At 63.7% G+C, this 18,134-nt stretch carries 10 protein-coding genes; 2 read left to right on the top strand and 8 right to left on the bottom strand.

Annotated features, from left to right (window positions below; all coding sequences use genetic code 11):
* Positions 1-136: 136 nt before the first annotated feature.
* The 7 genes from ABFE16_08525 to thrS form a co-directional block, all read right to left on the bottom strand.
* A complete protein-coding gene (locus tag ABFE16_08525) occupies positions 137-703 on the bottom strand; it encodes a hypothetical protein (protein ID MEN6345341.1) in 567 nt (188 codons plus the stop codon).
* A gap of 30 nt (positions 704-733) precedes the next feature.
* Positions 734-1,612 carry a DUF4382 domain-containing protein gene (locus ABFE16_08520; protein ID MEN6345340.1) on the bottom strand — a complete coding sequence of 293 codons (879 nt, stop codon included), beginning with the start codon at positions 1,610-1,612 and terminating at the stop codon, positions 734-736.
* A gap of 123 nt (positions 1,613-1,735) precedes the next feature.
* Positions 1,736-5,707 (bottom strand): hypothetical protein, encoded by a 3,972-nt coding sequence (locus ABFE16_08515; GenBank protein MEN6345339.1) that lies wholly within the window; start codon positions 5,705-5,707, stop codon positions 1,736-1,738.
* 59 nt (positions 5,708-5,766) lie between these two features.
* On the bottom strand, positions 5,767-6,990 hold the full coding sequence (locus ABFE16_08510) for an MgtC/SapB family protein (protein ID MEN6345338.1): 1,224 nt from the start codon (positions 6,988-6,990) through the stop codon (positions 5,767-5,769).
* A 190-nt stretch (positions 6,991-7,180) separates the two neighbouring features.
* The gene (locus ABFE16_08505; protein ID MEN6345337.1) at positions 7,181-8,959 is read right to left on the bottom strand and encodes a phosphoenolpyruvate carboxykinase; all 1,779 of its coding nucleotides are present in this window, start codon (positions 8,957-8,959) and stop codon (positions 7,181-7,183) included.
* 109 nt (positions 8,960-9,068) lie between these two features.
* A complete protein-coding gene (locus tag ABFE16_08500) occupies positions 9,069-11,633 on the bottom strand; it encodes a histidine kinase N-terminal 7TM domain-containing protein (GenBank protein MEN6345336.1) in 2,565 nt (854 codons plus the stop codon).
* 168 nt (positions 11,634-11,801) lie between these two features.
* A complete protein-coding gene (thrS, locus tag ABFE16_08495) occupies positions 11,802-13,721 on the bottom strand; it encodes a threonine--tRNA ligase (GenBank protein MEN6345335.1) in 1,920 nt (639 codons plus the stop codon).
* Positions 13,722-14,126: 405 nt separating this feature from the next.
* On the opposite strand from thrS, the gene ABFE16_08490 reads away from it, so the two are divergent.
* On the top strand, positions 14,127-15,434 hold the full coding sequence (locus ABFE16_08490) for a CehA/McbA family metallohydrolase (GenBank protein MEN6345334.1): 1,308 nt from the start codon (positions 14,127-14,129) through the stop codon (positions 15,432-15,434).
* Between the two features lie 120 nt (positions 15,435-15,554).
* Positions 15,555-16,376 carry a TIM barrel protein gene (locus ABFE16_08485; protein ID MEN6345333.1) on the top strand — a complete coding sequence of 274 codons (822 nt, stop codon included), beginning with the start codon at positions 15,555-15,557 and terminating at the stop codon, positions 16,374-16,376.
* A gap of 117 nt (positions 16,377-16,493) precedes the next feature.
* Here ABFE16_08485 and ABFE16_08480 read toward each other — a convergent pair whose 3' ends face one another.
* Positions 16,494-18,134 (bottom strand): amidohydrolase family protein, encoded by a 1,641-nt coding sequence (locus tag ABFE16_08480; GenBank protein MEN6345332.1) that lies wholly within the window; start codon positions 18,132-18,134, stop codon positions 16,494-16,496.

Below are 18,134 nucleotides of genomic sequence, written 5' to 3'. Positions count from 1 at the left end.
GGCAGATGAACCAGTGTTCGCGTCCGAGGTACTCTTTCCCTTGGTCGACCTCAGCTTCCGGTGCCCCGAGACCACAAGGCGAGAACCCCCGCAGGCTCCTGCGGGGGTTCTGAGAGGTCATGCGGCGAGCATCGGGTCATTTGTCGGGCCAACAAACGGGACGTCCGGCCTGCCAGCAATGGTGCGTGCCCTCCGCGTAGTCTGGGAGAAGTCGCACGTCGTCTCGGCCCGTCAGCTCGCCGGGCTCCGAGGGCCCGGGGTCGTTGTCTGCGGGCCTCATCTCCCACCAGCAGCGCCCTCGGTGGTCGTGGTCGTGGTGGATGACGAAGCCCGCCCGGTCCATGATGTCCTGAATCCAGCCCATGCAATGGCTGCAGTAGTCATGATAGTAGGAGTACCCGTGAGCGAGGTTGTAGCCCAGGGAGGGGCAGGCGAACATGTCTATGCGGTAGTAGGGCTTACCGGACTCGTCTCCCACATCATAGGCTGAGACATACCCGGCCTCCTCCTCAGCCAGCGTGTGACCCCAGTACTGCACCATGCCCTCGATCCCCTGAGGGATGATGAGGTCCGCAGCGTGTTGTTGTGAGTCACGCGCCACGGCCTCCGTCCAGTACTCCCGAAGCGCCTCCTCGCCGGCCCTGGCGCGGATCCACTCGAAAGTGTAGCAGTAGTGGCCACAGAACTCCGAGCACCCGATCATCGCCGAAGGCTCTCCCTTTGTGAACGTCGGCTAGGGCGACAGTGTGAGGTCACCGGCCGGCGTATCCTGCTGAAGTGTCACGGTGTAGAACACCGGCGTCGGCAGTTGTGAGGTATCGTAGGTCTGGAAGCCGGGCGCCGTGATCCTCAGGTAGTAGGTCCCTGCAGGCAGGAAGGCCACGAAGTGACCGTCTGTCGGGTCGACCGATCCGATCGCGATCGGGAGGGCCTGTCCCTGCGGGATGACCGATACAACGGCGTCGGACCATGTGGTGTCGGGCAGGACCGTGCCGGATACGCTGCCATAGGTGGGCAGCACGGAGTTCATCTGCACAATGCGGATGCCGGTGGGCTTGAGCAGCCGCTTGTTGCTTGAGCCGGCCTCGACAATCGCCCGCGCCGGGTCAAAGTCGAGGGCAAGGGCGTTCAGGACACCAGGTTTCACCTCGAACCGACCGAGCACCTTCAGACCTGACTGCTGGCCGCTGGGAGTGTCCAGGGCGAGCTTGGTGTTCGGGTCGCCAGGGAGCGTGACGTAGTTGACCGGGTCTCCTGTGGTCGGGTTCGGTGCGAGCACGAGACGTACCTGCTCATACTCACCGGCAGGCACGGCCGCCGAGCCCATCACCTGCTGGCTGAAGGCGAGGGTGAGTACATCCAGGACCTGTGGCGTCGGGTACTGCACGATCAGCGGCAGGCCGGTGCCGGTGTTCTGACCTCCCTGCCCGACCGGCACAACGCGAACCGCCTGTACCGACAGCACCACCTTGTCATAGGTACCTGTAGCGTCCGTCAGCGCCACCTGTAGCTGACCCGTGCTGACGCCGCTCCCACCTCCGCAGCCCGCGATGAACAGCGCGATCCCCGCGAGCAGCAGGCACACGGCTCCGAAGACCAATTTGTGTGACATACTGGAACCTCCCATATCCCTGGCATATGTGGTCCGTGGCATGCGGCGGACCTATTGAGCTATCCTTGAGCATACCCCGGGGCCACGACGGCTATGCCGCCAGAGATGGTAGGAGCCAGATTGTTACCAGTTCGCGGTCTGCAGGTGTAGATGCGCGAGGACCTTGTCGGTGGCTGCCTGCATCTGAGTAGCGGCAGCAACCACTGCGATGCGTCCGGTGCCCGCAGGCTCGAAGGACAGGGCTGACCCAGAGAAGACCGTCGCCGGTTGCAGTTGTGCCGGCACCCCAAGCCGAACCTGCCCGCCTCTCAGGCCGGCAAGACCGGGCACACGAACAGTCTCGCACTCGCCCGGCAACACCATCACCTGCTGCGACTGACGCAGGTCTCTGCCGTCCAGCGCACAGACACCGAAATGCCCCGCGGCGGAGGCGAAGCCCTCCTTCTGGTCGCCGAGGACCAGGCGCCCGTCGGTCTCCGCACCGATCACTTGCCCCTGTGCTCCCTGGAGGACGAAGGCGCATCCCTCGGCGCCAAGCTCCAGAGTCACACCTGCCGCCGGCAAGGTGACCTGGGCCAGATCACGCTTGCTGCTGTTGCGAGCTATCATCGTCAGTCGCCCGCCGCCGGCAGTGGGGATGCTCAAGGCGCGGAAGGGCCCCTGTGCCTCGTCGCAGACAAGCTCGATCGCGGCGATGCCGGCCATGCGCAGGAAGCGCGTGTACACCTTGGCGTCCGCCTCGTGGGCTCGCAGCTCCAGTGGATAGGGTACGGCGAGGACCTTGCCCTGTCCCACCTGCGTCTCGACAGGAGCCTGGCCCCAGGCTTCGGCGGGCACGTCGAAGGGAGACAGAGCAGGGGTATCTGCAAGTCCGAGCTCAGCACGGCGACTACCGCGGGTAGGCTGCCGCTGCGGGTCGAAGCCTACATCTCCCGACAGGTAGAGGGTGCCGCCGGCCTTGACCCAGTCTCTGACGCGCGCGAAGGTGGCATCGGTCGGGCAGTAGGGGAGAGGCCACAGAAGCGCCCGTGCCTGCGGCGGCAGCTTGTTGAGGTCTTCCTCGTTGAGCACGCCGAAGTTGACACGCTGGTCGAGGAGAAGGTCGACGGCGCGAAACAGGGCCTGGTGGATCTCGTTGAACCTCGGCCCGATGCGGTTCTGGTCTGGGACCAGCAGATATAGCTCGGGCGCTTCATAGACCGGCTGGGCGAAGGAGGCGAACAGGTAGCTCTGCAGCAAAGCATGGAGCCAGGGCTTGGTGACGCAGGACTCGCGATGCACCAGTCCCCACGGGAAGACCATCTCGTCGAAGTCCTTCCAAGACCAGACTGCTGCGAAGGCCCCGCCCATGCCCGTAACGTAGTGCGCGACACTTCGGAAGTAGTCCGTGCACTCCGCGACCGGAACTCGTGTGCTGCCCTGATTGCGGGCCGTGTGTGCATCCCGGGCGCCAAACTCGCCGAGGCTGAAGCCCTTGCCCTCGAAGCGGCGGTCGATGAACTTGAGTTGGGGCGCCAGGCTCTGGATCGACCCGTAGAAATGCATGTTGGAGAAGTCTGTGTGGCGTGTGCCCAGGAGCTTGTCGGCGTTGGGCATCGACTGCAGGAAGCCGACGGTGGTCGGTGCTTCAGGGCTCCCCAACTTCAGGCCATCCACATTCGCCTTCACCCAACGGTTGAGAATCTCGGCCTCAAAGCGCTTGCGGTCGGCACTGCGGCAATCGTCCCATTCGTCGGTGATGGCACTGAGTGGGACGTCCGGCATCGCGGCCTCCGGCGGGTGCTTCTTCCAGGCAGCCCGTAAGGCCTCATCGCTCCCGTAGCGGTCCTTGAGGAAGTTGTTCCACAGCGCCCTGATATCCGGCCGGTCAGGCACATCGACCGTCGGCTCGTTCTGCACGTCGAAGAAGAGGCCCGGAACGTCGCGATAGCGGGCGGCCCAGAAGTGGTCCCAGTCGGCCTGTGCTCGGAGTTCCTCGTCGCTGAGCGCCAGAGGCTGCCAGTCATGGAGGGCAAGGAAGAGGGCCACGCGGTGCTTCTGGGCGAGTTGGACGATGGCGTCCATCTGACGCACGAGCTTCTGCGGCCGCTCCAGCAGGTCAAGTGGCTCGGTACGGTACCCGCTCTCATAGCTCCCCTTGGCGAAAGGGGAGAAGTGCAGGATGCGGAGGACGTGGTAGCCATTGTCCGACATGCTGCGGAAGTCACGGTCCCAGGTTCGCGGGTTCTCATCGGGCGAGTAGTACATCATCCCAGTCTGGTTGCTGCCGATGAGGAAGGTTGCGCGACCGTCGACGGTCATGTAGTTGCCCTGCCACCGGACGCGAGGTCCGGAGGCGAGAACCTGTGGGCTGCGCACGCAGTACGCCGTCTCCAGTCGGTCAGCGAGGCGACCTCCTGTGGCCAGCCAGGCACTCACCGGAACCAGATCGCCATCACGGGCCAGTTCGGCCGTCGATGCTGAGACTGTGAAGGTCTGGGTCTCGCCCGGCTGGATCGTCAGTTCCTTCTCGAGCACGGTCCCGTCGCTGATTGCGATGCAGAGCTTGCGCTCCGCCGGTCGCTTGCCGAAGTTGGAGAGCTTCACCGACACCCGGGGCGTCTCTCCGGGCTCGTAGCAGGCAAGGTCGGTGGTCAGCTCGTGCAGGAACACCTTCTCGGTGAGGTCGCTCACTACACGCACGAGAAGGTCGCGGCGGGAGGCATCCCCGAGGAACAGGTCCGTTCCGTCCGCCAAGCCCGAGAAGGCCCATACGGAGCCTCGGAAGGGACCGGTGTAGTTCAGCGCCAGGGCCAGACCGCAGCCACGTACCTGCCCCTCGTCGGTAACGGCGTCGAGAACAGGCACCCAGCGGCGATACACCTGCGGGAAGACGGCGCTGTTGAGGCCGGTCAGGACGCAGGCAGAGAAGCCCTCGAAGGGCGCAAGAGACGAATAGGTGGGCTGGGCCGTCCTGGCTGCATCCTTCGTGAGGCCCTCCGCAGCGGAATCGGGCTGTCCATAGCCCTCTGACAGGCGCAGCCGAGTCGCGTGCTCCAACTGGAACTGAGGATCGAAGACCGGGATCTGGTCCGGGCTGAAGGTCATGGAGTCGCCGGTCTTGCCCAGCCGGTTGTTGAGACCCATCGGCGCAGCCTCGTCGGGCTTGTCCATGTCCGCCGCCGTCTTCTCTACGCCGGACGCCGACCAGCCCTTGTTCGTGAGCTGCAGCAGTTGGTCGAAGGCATAGCCGTCCGAGGACAGGAAGCTCCCGCCTGCCTTCACGTAGGCCAGGAAAGTGGCCTGTGCGGCTTGAGGGAAGTAGGGCCCGCAGGGCAGGATGACCGCATCGAGCTTGGCCGGCGCAAGCACTGCGGGATCGGCGAAGTCACCGGGCTTCAGTACCGTTACGCCGAAGCCGGCAGCACGCAGAACCGCACTCAGCTCTGTGGGCCTGTGAGCCGGTCGGAAGGACGCGGGTAGTCCCGGTCCTAGGTCGAGAATGCCCAGGGCGCCCCTGGTTCCTGTCTCGATCTTGAGGTTCGGCGTGGTCGGCAGCGGTATCGGCTCAGCCGTCTGACCGGTCTCCCAGGTCATCGAATCCACGGTCACCTCCAGATCGGCGAAGTTGCAGCCGATCAGCATGCGGCTCACACTGGTCAGTTGTCGGGTGCTCTTGCCACGCGGGTCGAAGCGGAAGGCGCTGATGGGCATGCGTACCTGCTGCCAGCCGGTGGGCGTCGCCGAAAGCTCCCCGCCGGGGGAGAAGGGTACGCGCTGCACCCAGCCATCGCCATCCGGCTCGAACAGCCAGATATGCATGGCTGCCCCTGGAGCTGCGGAGTGCTTGTAGATCCAGAAGCGCAGAGCCACGGCCTCCGGTGGAACAGTGCACGGGCCGTTGAGGTTGCCCCATTGCGGCGTCCGGTCGGTGTACTTGAGGCGAAGTGCCTTGCCCTCTCGCGTGGTCTGTGTGTCTGAGGTGAAGACGGGCGGGTTGCCGCCGTCCTTGTAGGCTGACCACAGGGAGAGGTCGTCGAAGGTGTGCAGTGGGACGTCAGCCAGGGATGGTGTTGCGGAGGTAGCCAGACAGGCAATGAAAGCAGCAAGCAGCATCACAACGACCTCCAGAGCATGACAACGGCATGGGTGTGAACAGGCCAGGAAGAGCGGCCTCAGAGACCGATGAGCGTCAGGAAGCTGGCCGCCGCCAGGGCGATCAGTCCGACGAAGGCTGCGATGCCAGCGCGGCGCTCGCCAAAGACCAGGGCATAGACACCCTTCAACAGGTTATTGCTGCCTGCGCAAAGGATGACGGCGACAGCGGCGACGGCAAGAGGGGTCGATCGCCCCGCAGTCTGGGTCAAGCTCAAGACGAAGGGGGTGATATCGACCATCCCGATGACCGTTGCGAGGGCATAGACGCCAGCGCTGCCCAGATGCCGCCCCGCCAACTGCGTGACCACCGAGACGCCCACGAAAAAGGCGGCGAAGAGGACGGCGGTGCCTATCTCCAGAGGGTTGCGGGCATCAGTGTCCTCCACCATCGGCGCGGCCCGGCGACAACCACGCCCAACACAGGTAAGCAGGTAGCCCGCCAGGGTTGCTGCTGCAAACAGGGCTATGAGCCGGGGGCCCAGCGTCCATCCGAGCGTGCTGCTGAAGATCCACAGCAAGATCGCCAGACGTAGGTACATGACGCCGGACGCCATGACTATGGCACCGGCATAGAGCAACGGGTCGGGCTGCGTCTTCGAACGCTTGGCAATGACAACAGTAGTGACTGTGCTGGAATAGGCCCCCCCGAAGAGGGCAGTGAGAAGCAGGCTGTGGCGCGCTTGCACGACGCGCTGCATCACGTAGACCGCGTAGGATATGCCGCTGACGGCGACCACTATCACCCAGGTGCGGAAGGGGTTGATGTGAAACTGCGTATAGTCCGCGTTGGGCAGGACCGGGAGGATCACGACCGACAGCAGGAGGAACTGAACGAAGGTCCCGAGTTCGTGGGGTGCGAGACGGATGGCGAAGCTCTCCAGTTCCGTCTTTGACTGCAGCAGCATCACGCACGCGACCGAGACGGAGCATGCGATCCACATCAGGTCGCGCGCCACCAGGGCTCCGACCAGATAGGCAGCCAGTGCCGCCATCTCAGTCGTGATGCCGTGCTTACCCTCGCCAAGCTTGTGCACATAGGCAGCGACGAGGAAGCCACACAGCCCTGCGAGGCCCAGAGTCACCGGGAGTGGGTTGTCGGGGTATAGGAGCGTGAGGCCATAGCCGAGCAAGCCGATGATAGGGAAGGTGCGAACTCCCGCTACGGCCGTCGTATGCTCGGCAGCGGCCTTCTCCTCGCGGGTGATGCCCGTGACGAGAGTCAGTGCGATGACAACAACCACCTGCACTAGCTCATTGTCTGTAAAAGATGACACTTGGTCCACACACGAGCCCCCCAGGTGAGCACGGTAAGGTATGGCATAGGTACTTCTTCGCCAGACACCGCCGACTAACCTTGCGGGCCGGACAGAAGAGCCGCCCTGAGTGGGCGGCTCTCGGAAGAGTGGCGACGTGCTGGAAAAGGGCGAACGCCTACTCCCCGCCGCTGACCTCCCGGAACAGCTCCCTGGCAGCCGCCAGCGGCCCGTCGTGCTCCATTCCCGGAATGCCCAGCTGAGTCCGTAGCACACCGACACGCACGCCACCGGCAAAGGCCTGCGCGAAGAGCCGCTGAGCGATCGGCTCGTGGCGCTCCTGCAGTTGCTCCGGCCCGAAGGGGTTGCCGAAGTAGGTGCCGACCAGACCACTCTCGTCGGTCGTCCCCTTACTCGCGCGCAAGCCCTGGCGGAAGGTACTGATCGCGGCTTCAGCGCTGGGGTAGTACTCGATCGTCGGGTGGTCAGCGTCGACCGGCTCGTAGTTGTTGGCGTACAGCAGCAAGTCGACGGGGTGACCGGCGACTACGTCGTCGTACTCGGCGATGGGGATAACGATCCGTGCGTTCTGGCGATGTGGGTTCATGAAGACGGCACGGTCGATACGGCCGAAGGCATAGCCAATGTCGAGATCGTCGAGGCGCACGAAGGCGCCAATCTCCGTCCCGTAGGCGATGAGCTTGCCCTCTTCTGTCAGTGCGACCGATCCCATGTCGTCGAAGACCGTCGTCATCTCGCGGAGCCAGTCATCAGCCAGTAGGCGGAAGGCCTCAAGAGTCTCCGACTTCCCTGCGCCGCTGTCCCCCACGATCACCACATTGCTGCACGAGCCGTTCTTGAACTCCATGTGGCACATGGCCCCATGGATTGGGAGGCGACCGCGGCGCATCATGATGACGTTGTGCATCGTGAGCAGCATCTTCTTGAAGTAGCCGAAGTAGTCCACCTCTTCGGACTTGGCGATGATGCCCAGGACGAGGTCGTTGGCCTCGTCTTCGTAGAAGACCGTCGGCTCGCCCCGCAAGGCAGCCGGGGCTACTCCGAAGATGAGAATGCCGTCGGGCTTCTGACGGGCCTCCTCATGACCAGCCAGCTCGAAGAGGTTCACCAGCGACACCGCGTGACTGAGGAAGTCCCGGTCGAAGTACACGTGCATGGTGAGTTGCCCGACACGGACCGGAATGCAGAGCCACTTCTCCGGGTCGATGATCACGCGTTCCAGCGGGTTGTAGTCGACCGGCTCAAAGCGACCCTGTCGTCGGTTTGAACGCGGGTAGAGCACGACCGGCGGGTTGAGCAGGGCGAGCCGTACCATGCGGATGGGCTTGAGCATCTGGTAGGGCCCGTCCGGGCAGGGCCACTCGATGTTGTCGATGAGTAGGCTCATATTGGCGCCGGAAGGCACCTGGCGGTAGACCCGCGGCCAGTGGGCTCGCAGATTGCTCTCGATACGTCGGTAGGCATCGCGCACCAGGTCAGTGAGGTCCTGGTTGCTGTGGATGAAGGTGACATGGCCCTCCAGCGCCCGATCGCGGTCGGCAAGGGCCTTGCCCTCGAAGATCAGGTAGCGCTCCAGTCCGCGCCAGTGGTCATACAGCTGCTCCACCAGACGTGCCAGGGCCATCGGGTCACGTACCAGGGGAGCAACGTCAGGCGCTTTGAGCCTGATCTGTTCTGGCCTCCAATCGACCAGCAGCCCAAGGACGCGGTTCAGCGCAAAGGCGCCCTCACAGATCTCCTCCGGCTGTCCACTGATCTCCAGCCCCTCGAAGAGACTAAGCAGATTGGATTCGTGTTTGATGAGCCGACTGAGGAACCGCTGGATGACGCGCGGGGCATGGGGGCTCTGGAAGACCTGTGTCGGCTGTGTGCAGAGTGCTCCCTGCATGTAGATGACGACGCTGCGGTCGGCGATGCGACCGGGGGTGTAGGGCATTCGAGTACGACCTCCCCGAGGACGGGGGACGACAGTCCCGCCTGATAGGTACACATGGGCAGTGGCTATCGTGCTCCGACGTGGCCAGTCGCCACGCCTCAGGCACCTTCTAGTTGCCGACCAGTTCGAGAACCGCGCTACGCAACTCCCGCAGGCTGAAAGGTTTCGATAGCAGGCGTCGAGCTCCGAGAGACATGACCTGGTTCGCAAGCCCTGCCTCGATCTTGCCGGTAACGATGATCACTGGTGGCGGGCAGTCGAGGGTCTGGGAGTACCGCAGTATCTCCTCGCCGCCCCCACCGGGCATCATCAGGTCCGACACGACTGCACTGAACCGGTGTTGGCCAAGGGCTGAGATCGCCTCGCTTGTGGTGGCGACCTCCATGGTCTGGCAACCGGATAGAGAGATGACCTCACTGATCAGCGACCGAACCTCCTCCTCATCCTCGGCGACGAGAACCCTGCCGACACCAGGTGCACACGCTGACAGGGGAATCGTCTCCTCCTCGACCGGCTCAGAGGGTGGCCCTGGGGCCGAGGCCACAGCCGGCAGACGCACCTCGACCGTCGTGCCCTCGCCGAGTTGGCTCTGCAGCTCGATGTGTCCGTCGTGAGCGGCGATAATGCCGTGGGAGACAGACAGTCCGAGGCCCGAGCCCTTGGGCATGTCCTTGTCGGTCGATGCACGGGTGGTGAAAAAGGGCTCGAAAGCCCTGCGGAGGCTCTGAGGGCTCATGCCGACCCCGGTGTCGGTGACGGACACGACCACCTCCTTCGACCCGTCCGGTCCTTGGTCGAGGCGCGTACTGACCCGCAACTGCCGCCGCTCCGGGGGAACACTATCGCTTGCCAGGGCATGACAGGCATTCAGTATCAGGTTCAGAAAGACCTGCTCGAGCTGGCCGTCATCGGCAAGCACTTGCTGGGATCCGGTCTGGAAGTCACGGACTACTTGAGCGCCACTGGCCATGAGCTGATGGCGTGCAACCTGGAGGGCACTCTCGAGTGGGGTCTCGACACGCAAAGGTGTGGGTCGTGGTGGTCGCGGTCGTGCAAAGGCTAGCAGGTTGCCGCAGACCTCGGCCCCGCGCTGAGCGGACCGCTTGACAACCGCCGCGAGGACGCGCGTCTCCTCGTGTGACGACCTTGCCGCAAGCTCGGCGCGCATAAGGAGAGCAGCGAGGAGGTTGTTGAACTCGTGAGCGACGCCTGCGGCGAGTTGGCCGGCTATCGCGAGACGCTGACTCTCCTCGGCCCGTTGGTGCTCCGAGGTGTCGGAGATAAGGGCCACAACCGCGGCTTCACCTCGCTGCGAAGTCCGGTAGAGCCGCACGGCAGCAGGGAAGGACTCGCCGTCTGAACGTCGTCCCCGCGCCTCAAAGCGCTGGGGTTCTCCCTCCAGAGCGCAATGCAGCCGGTCGGTCAGGGCCACGTTCTCGTCGGGGTTCTGCGGGATCAGATCTGAGAGAGATCGGCCCAGTAACTCGTCGCGTGGGAACCCAAAGACCTCCTCCACACCGCGGCTGGCGGAGATGAGGATACCGTCAGCATCCTGCACGAGTACCGCTTCCCGCACACTGTCCACCAGGTCCTCGTAGCTGATGAGCTGCTCCTCCAGGGCATCCTCGGCCCGGCGTTGTGCGGTTATATCGCACAGCAGGAGGACGGTCCCGGCACAGGCCCTTCCCGGCGCAGTGACGGACGAGATACGGAGATCGAAGCAGTGCAGCGTGCCGTCGTCGGCCACACGAAACTCGACCTGCATGTGCTGGTCATCCCCAAGATGCTCAGGGAGACTGGCAAGGACCGGTGAGATGGTGGAGACCGTGCAACCGATCAGGTCGTGCAGTGGTAGCCCGGCCAAGCGCTGCCCTGCGCTGTTGGCGTCGGCGATGCGCCCATGCTCATCGAGTACAACGATCGCGTCTGAGAGCGCCTCGACAACGACATCGCGGGCAATGGGGATCAGGTCGAGGAGGTGGTAGCGAAGGGCGCTCCAGGCGATTGCTGCACCGGAGGCGGCAAAGAGAAAGGGGGCAGGGTTCTCACTCGGGAGGGGGCTCGCACCGACCAGGTAGGCCAAGTCTCCGGCCATAGGAATCGCCGCTGCCACCAAGACAAGAACCGCCTGAGCACGGTAGACCCCCTGTCGGACCACGATTGCGTGCCCGATCGCAAGGAGGGCGGTCGCAAGAGCAAGATAGCTGTATGCCAGGTGAACCGGGTACCAGGCTCCGTGGGTGACGGTCCAGGTGTGGAACTCGCCGTAGTCAACCGTTCTGATCTCGCGCCACAGCAAGCCGTGGGCGCCGTTGGTGAAGGCAACGAGGACGGTTACAGCGGGGACTATCAGCAGCAGGACAAGTCGCCGACGACTGATCAGGTGGTCCAGTCCGGAGTACTGTGCGGCGAAGGCCAGCCATGCCACGGGGACTGTCGAGGCGCCGATGTAGCCCACCTGCGCCCAGGCGACCTTGCCTTCCAGAGCGGCACTGGCGTAGTCCATGGCAGTGGCAAAGGAGCATAGGGAGGCAGCTATCATCGCCAAGGTAAAGGAGGGGGCGCCCGGACAGGACCGACGACGCCAGGCGTACGCGGCCAGCAGCAGAGTCGCCAGGGCGGGCACTGTCATTGCGAGACAGCAGACTTGGTTGGTCAGGTGCGTCTCGATCACCCCAGGCGGCCCCGTATGTGTTGCTGGAGAGTTCGCCCACCTCGCGCTCCCGCGTCCCCACGGTCGACCTGCGCAGGGGAAGGTACCTTGGTTCGCCAGACACGTCGCACTGAGTACCTCCCCCCACGACCGTCAAGCATTGCTACTGGTGGCCTCCGTGGTGGCGCCCTATCCGGTCGCGCCGGGCACATCCAGCTTCTTGACCGCGTTCACTGCGTCGTCGAGGGGCATCGGCCCGAGGTCGCCCTTGTCGCGTGACCTGACGGCGACCGCTTCCGCGGCCTCCTCCTTGTCACCCACGACAAACATGAAGGGCACTTTCTGGGTCTGCGCCTGCCTGATCTTGTTGCCGAGGGTTCCGCCAAAGCGGTCGATCTCCACACGTACGCCATCGTCGATCAGTCGTGCCACAACCTTCTCCGCATAGGGGAGGTTCCGGTCGGTGATAGGAAGCACGCTCACCTGCACGGGTGCCAACCAGACGGGGAAGGCACCGGCGTAGTTCTCGATCAGTACCCCCAGGAAGCGCTCGATGCCGGCCAGCACGACGCGGTGAACCATGACCGGGCGGTGCGGCTGACCATCCTCGCCCACATAGGTAATGTCGAAGCGCTCTGGCTGAGTGAAGTCACACTGGATCGTCGGACACTGCCAGAGGCGGCCGATGGCGTCCTTGACCTTCACATCGATCTTCGGACCATAGAAGGCGCCGCCACCCGGATCCTCCTCGTAGGGAAGATGGTTGGCTTCCAGTGCCTCCACGAGTTTGGAGGTCGCGAGTTCCCATTGCGCATCCGATCCCACGGACTTCTCGGGACGCGTCGCGAGGTACACCTTGTACTCCGGGAAGCCAAAGGTGCGCATCATGAAGGCTGCGAAGTCGATGACGCCCGTGAGCTCGTCCTCGAGCTGGTCCTCACGACAGAAGATGTGCGCATCGTCCTGCGTGAAGCCTCGGACGCGCATGAGTCCATGGAGCACGCCGGCCCGCTCGTGGCGGTAGACTGTGCCAAGCTCGAAGTAGCGGATGGGCAAGTCACGGTAGCTGCGTGTGCGTGTCTTGAAGATGAGAATGTGCCCCGGGCAGTTCATGGGCTTGACGCCGTACTCCTGCCCGTCGATCTCCGTGAAGTACATCGGGTACCCCTGCTGCCGATGGCCGGAGGTGTACCAGATATCGCTCTTGATCAGATGCGGCGTGCGTACCAGGTCGTAGCCGCGCTTCAGATGCTCCTTGATGCTGAAGTCCAGAACGGTCTGACGCAGCATCGCGCCTTTCGGGTGATAGTAGACCAGGCCTGCTCCGGCTTCCTGGTGGAAGCTGAAGAGGTCCAGCTCGGCACCGAGCTTGCGGTGGTCGCGCCGCTTGGCCTCCTCAATCCGGTGCATGTGCTCGTCCAGGAGCTTCCTGTCCGGATACGCTGTCCCGTAGATGCGCTGGAGCATGGGGTTGTGCTCGTCGCCGTGCCAGTAGGCGCCTGCCACGGAGGTGAGCTTGAAGGCCTTGATACGACCCGTGCTGGGAAGGTGGGGTCCACGGCACAGGTCGACAAAGCCGCCGTGCCGATAGAGGCTGATCTTCTGGTCCCCGGCGGCCTCGATCTCGTCGACGATCTCCAGCTTGTACGGGTTGTCCTTGAAGGCCTCGCGGGCTTCTGCAGCGCTTACTTCGCGGCGCTCGAAGGCAGCGTCGGCGGCGATGATCTTGCCCATTTCCTCTTCAATGCGCGCAAGATCGTCGTCGCTGAAGGTGACGTCGGTATCGAAATCGTAGTAAAAGCCCTCGTCGACCGGTGGGCCGATGGTGAGCTTCGTCTTCGGGAAGAGGCGTACGACGGCATCTGCCATGACGTGAGCTGCCGAGTGCCAGTACACATCAGGACCCTCAGGGCTGTCGAAGGTGATGACCGCGAACTGCGCGTCCTGCTCGATTGGGGTGCTGAGGTCCACCAGCTTCCCATCGAGCTTGCCGGCAACCGCAGCCTGGGCCAGACGCTTGCCGATCTGTTCGGCGACCTGCAGGACAGTAGTCCCGCGTTCCACCTGCTTTTCTGAGCCATCCGGCAGCGTTAATCGTATAGCGCTCATCGGGACTACCTCCTTCTGTGAGTGTGTTGGGCTCGCAGCGGCGGCGGGCTTTGCGGCGGGCTAGGCCCTTCGCCCGGCCCTCGGGCTCAACATACGCAAAAACCGCGCCTATCTGGCACGGCTTGGCGGGTGCCGCTCTCCTCGTCTATATCGATCGGCGAACCGAAGGGAGTATAGCATAACCCGCAAGGAGTGTGAAGGTGAGCCGGGAGGTGCTACCCTTACCGCGTGTCTCCCGACCGGTTCGCCTTGTGCACACTAAGGTTGCGTTAACACTCGTCATGTACGGAGGGGGATCTCTCCTTGTGGCGAAAGAACCATGGCGTGCTCAAGGTGCTTCACAGGTCGCAAAGATGGGGCTGCTGCAGTCTGTGCAGTAGCCAATCAGATAGGGAGGTACGAGACTTGTCTTTCACCCACAGATCATGCATAGCACTGGTAGTCGCTGCCCTGTTCATGGCGCTGGCTGCTCCGGCCTGGTGCGCCGACGCGCCGGCGAAGCCGGCCATTGAGATTCTGCAGCCCGCGGCCGACGCAGTGCTGGAGGGCGTCATCGAGGTGCGGGCCCGTGTTACGCCCGACACCGAGTCCGCCTCTGCGCTCTACGTAGGCTTCAACGCAGCGCCCTGGTACCCGATGTCACGGGTCGAGAAGACCAACGAGTGGACCTGCAAGATCAATACCAGTCTGTCCGCCAACGGCCTCGCAACGCTACAGGTCTTTGGCCGCACCGCTAGCGTCAAGAAGCTGTCCCAGTCGGTGAAGGTCGAGCTCCAGAACGGCTACAGCGCCTACATCGGCGACTTCCACGGGCACACCTACTACTCCGATGGAACGCTGCTGCCGGCCGACGCCCACAAGTACGCGCGCGAGACCGCCAAGCTCGACTTCTTCGTGCTCATGGACCACCTGGAGTCCATGGACGAGGCCGAGTGGGCAGACTACCGTCAGCAGGCCTGGAAAGCCAACGAGGACGGCAAGTTCGCCTGCTTCCCGGGTCTCGAGTGGACCAAGGGCCTTGGGCACGCCTGCCTGTATGATCCGCCGACCCGCGTGTGGCCCAAAGACAAGGACGGGTTCTTCCAGGCTGTCGTCGATGCCGGCATCTTCTGCAAGATCAACCACCCCGGTGACGGGAAGCGTGTGTTCGACGGGCTCGCCTACTCAGAGGTCGGCGACAAGGCTGTCGAACTGATGGAGGTTCGCAACGCCAACGAGGAGGCGGCTTACATCCGCGCACTGCAGCTCGGGTGGCACCTGTCGGCCGATGGGTCCTCCGACACCCACTCGCCGAACTGGGGCAACACGAACACCTGGACTGGAGTGATCGCGCCGGGCAAGTCGCAGCGGAACCTCTGGGATGCCCTCAAGAGCCGGCACACCTACTCGACCCATGACCGCAACTGCAAGCTGTTCTTCTGGATCAATGGCACTCAGATGGGCGACATCATCGAGCAGCCGGCCCTGCAGGTGCGCGCTGAGGTTCTCGTGTCCGATCCGGACGCGCAGGACACTATCGCGAAGATCGAGCTGTATGAAGACGGAGCGGTGGTTCAGACGGCGGAGCCGAAGGCCACTGAGTATCGGTGGCAGACTCTCGCCGATCCCCAGCCCGGCAACCACTTCTACTTCGTGCGTGTCACGCAGACGGACGGACAGATGATGTGGTCGGCACCGGTGTGGGTTACCACGGTTACGGCGCCGACGCAGTAGAGACAAAGGCACCAAACTGCAGGGCTCCGGAAGCGGGTCTGAGCGCTCTGCCCGGAGGGCCTGCCATACTCCATGTCCGGTGCCAGGAAGCGCACCCGACTTCACTGTGAGGCTATCACAATGCCAGACCAGAAGCTCCGAATCGGCGTGATGACGCACATTCGCACCAGCCCCCAGGAGTCGCTCGAGCCCATCAAAGCTCTCGGCCTGGACACGTGCCAGGTCGGCTGGGGACCCGACAAGACCCTGGAGGACGGGAAGGCGCTCAAGGACGTCTCCGACTCCCTTGGCATGACGGTCACGACGCTGTGGGCCTCCCTTCCCGGCCCTGCGAAGTGGAACTTCGTTGAGGGCCCGAGCACCATCGGGCTCGTACCGCCCGAGTTCCGTGCTGAGCGCGTTGCAACGCTGAAGAAGGCGGCTGCAGTCGCCGGTGCCATCGGCGTGCAGTCGATCACCACTCACGTGGGGTTCATCCCCGAGTTCATGGGTGACCCGCTGTACGAGGGTGTCCTCGCGGCTCTCAAGGAGGTCGCCCAGGCCTGCCTCGATGCGGGTGTGGAATTCTGGTTCGAGACCGGGCAGGAGACGCCCATCACTCTGTTGCGGACGATCCAGGACATCGGCACCGACAACCTGGGGATCAACCTCGATCCAGCGAACCTGCTCATGTACGGCAAGGCGAATCCTGTCGATGCGCTGGATGTCTTCGGCCAATGGGTGCGTGGCACGCACTGCAAGGATGGCGAGTACCCGACCGACGGGCATCAACTGGGCAAGGAGAAGTCGATGGGTGAGGGGCGCGTCAACTTCCCCGTGTTCATCCCGAAGCTCAAGTCACTCGGTTACCAGGGACACCTGACCATCGAACGCGAGATCAGTGGCCCCCAGCAGGTGGAAGACATCAGGCGGGCGATCGCGATCCTCGAGCCCCTCTGCTAAGGGCAACGTCCTGACGGGGTCTCTTGTTGGACAACACAAACGGGGCACCCATCGAAGGGTGCCCCGTCTCTCTGCTATGGAGTGCCGTGCCTTGCTTTCGGTCTGCAGGAAGCTGTGCTACTCGGCCTCGTATTCCCCGTCCAGTTCCTCCATCGGTTCCGACGCGGCGATCCTCACCCCGACCTTGCGCAAGAGGTCGCGAGCGTTGAGCCCCAGGATCCGGTCCTTGTCCTCTTCCGGGATTCGGGCGTGGAGGATCGGCCCCATGCCAAGCATCAGTGGAAGGTCGGTCGTGTCAGAGCCGAAGACGATCTTGGAGGTGTCCAGCGCATCCACCAAGGTCTCGACGGAGTTGTAGGTCAGCGGCTCGCAGGTGCACTGGTAGACATTCGGGTAGTTGTTGACCACGGCCGCGTGCTGGGTCGTGTAGTGGCCAATGATGAAGGTGACCTCGGGGTACTTGACCGCGAGGCGCCGCAGGTGGTCGGTCGGCCCCCAGGAGTGATTGAGCACGATCATCCGATGCTCATTGGCCCACCGAACCGCGAGTTCGATGTTCGGTCCGTCCTCCGGGTAGTCCTGATAGCTGGGGATCAGCTTGACGCCGATGAACCCACGGTCGACGCAGCGCTCCAGTTCCTGCATCATCTCGCCGGGGTGGTTGGGGTTGACCACGATGAGGCCATGGTAGCGTCCCGGATGGCGTCGCATGGCCTGGGTCACCAGATCGTTGTCGTAGGTCCAGTCACCAGTCACGCCAGAGAAGCCGAAGACGATAGAACAACGGACGCCCAGTCTCTGCATCTCCTGCTCGACCAGAGCCGGGGAGCTCTGAGGCAGGTGATAGATGGCCGACTTGCCCAGGTGGGCATGGGTGTCGATGATGAGGCGGTCCGGCCGATCTCCCCGCAGCGCCTGTGCCCGGAGCGTTTCACCCTTGGGAGGCTTGATGCTGATCTGGAACTCCGGCTTCGCACGCCGCTTGGAGGGATGAGCGCCGGCCAGGAGCTTCCGTAGGTTGTCGCCGCCGATCTTGCTCCTCTCGGCCTCGCCGATCTCGGCATACTGAAGCTGGGCCACAGTGCCGCCCAGTTCACGCACCGGCCACTTGGTCCCGAACAGCAAGCGCTCGGGGCCGAACTCGTGGCAGAGGAACTCGATGCCGCGATGCTCCCAGAAGCCGGACAGCTCCAGGTGCAGGTTGGGGCAAGTCTCGAAGGCCTGGTACAACATGCGGTTCCCAGACCGCAGGCGACTCTCGCTGAGGACCACTGGGAGCTTGGGATGGGCCCTGCACAGCGCCACGAGGGCATCCCAGTTCGTCTGGTCCATCGGTGTGCCCATGTACTGCGAGTTGGGGTCGATGAAGGTGACGAGACGCCCCTCCTCCAGAACCTCCAGAAGCGAGCCAAGGCACCACTCCTGCAGGCTGAAGCTGTAGTGGCCTGGGAAGAGCTTCACCGCTCGGATGCTGGATTTGTAGAGCCGATCCAGGAGCATGTCCAGGGGACCGTTTTCGCCCGATCGCGCCGGAACGACAGCCCAGCAGGGATGCAGCCGCGGCTCGCCCTCCACGGTCCTGAGCACGCGGTGATTACCGGGGGCCAGATGGGCTTCGCGTGACAGAGAGTGCAGCACCAGCGCTTCGGCAATGCCGAAACGGTCCATGTCCTTTAGCAGGTCGTCCTTCGAGTACGGCATGCCCTCGCGGAGCTGCCGGTACCGACCGACCTGTACGTTGGCATCGAACAGAAGCAA

The sequence above is a fragment of the Armatimonadia bacterium genome, from assembly GCA_039679385.1.
Lineage (GTDB): Bacteria > Armatimonadota > Zipacnadia > Zipacnadales > JABUFB01 > JAJFTQ01.
This window is presented reverse-complemented; position numbering and strand designations above follow the sequence as displayed.

Coding starts and splice junctions, on each gene's coding strand:
- ABFE16_08525 (MEN6345341.1), bottom strand. CDS start 703: ATGATCGGGTGCTCGGAGTTCTGTGGCCACTACTGCTACACTTTCGAG.
- ABFE16_08520 (MEN6345340.1), bottom strand. CDS start 1,612: ATGTCACACAAATTGGTCTTCGGAGCCGTGTGCCTGCTGCTCGCGGGG.
- ABFE16_08515 (MEN6345339.1), bottom strand. CDS start 5,707: ATGCTGCTTGCTGCTTTCATTGCCTGTCTGGCTACCTCCGCAACACCA.
- ABFE16_08505 (MEN6345337.1), bottom strand. CDS start 8,959: ATGCCCTACACCCCCGGTCGCATCGCCGACCGCAGCGTCGTCATCTAC.
- thrS (MEN6345335.1), bottom strand. CDS start 13,721: ATGAGCGCTATACGATTAACGCTGCCGGATGGCTCAGAAAAGCAGGTG.
- ABFE16_08485 (MEN6345333.1), top strand. CDS start 15,555: ATGCCAGACCAGAAGCTCCGAATCGGCGTGATGACGCACATTCGCACC.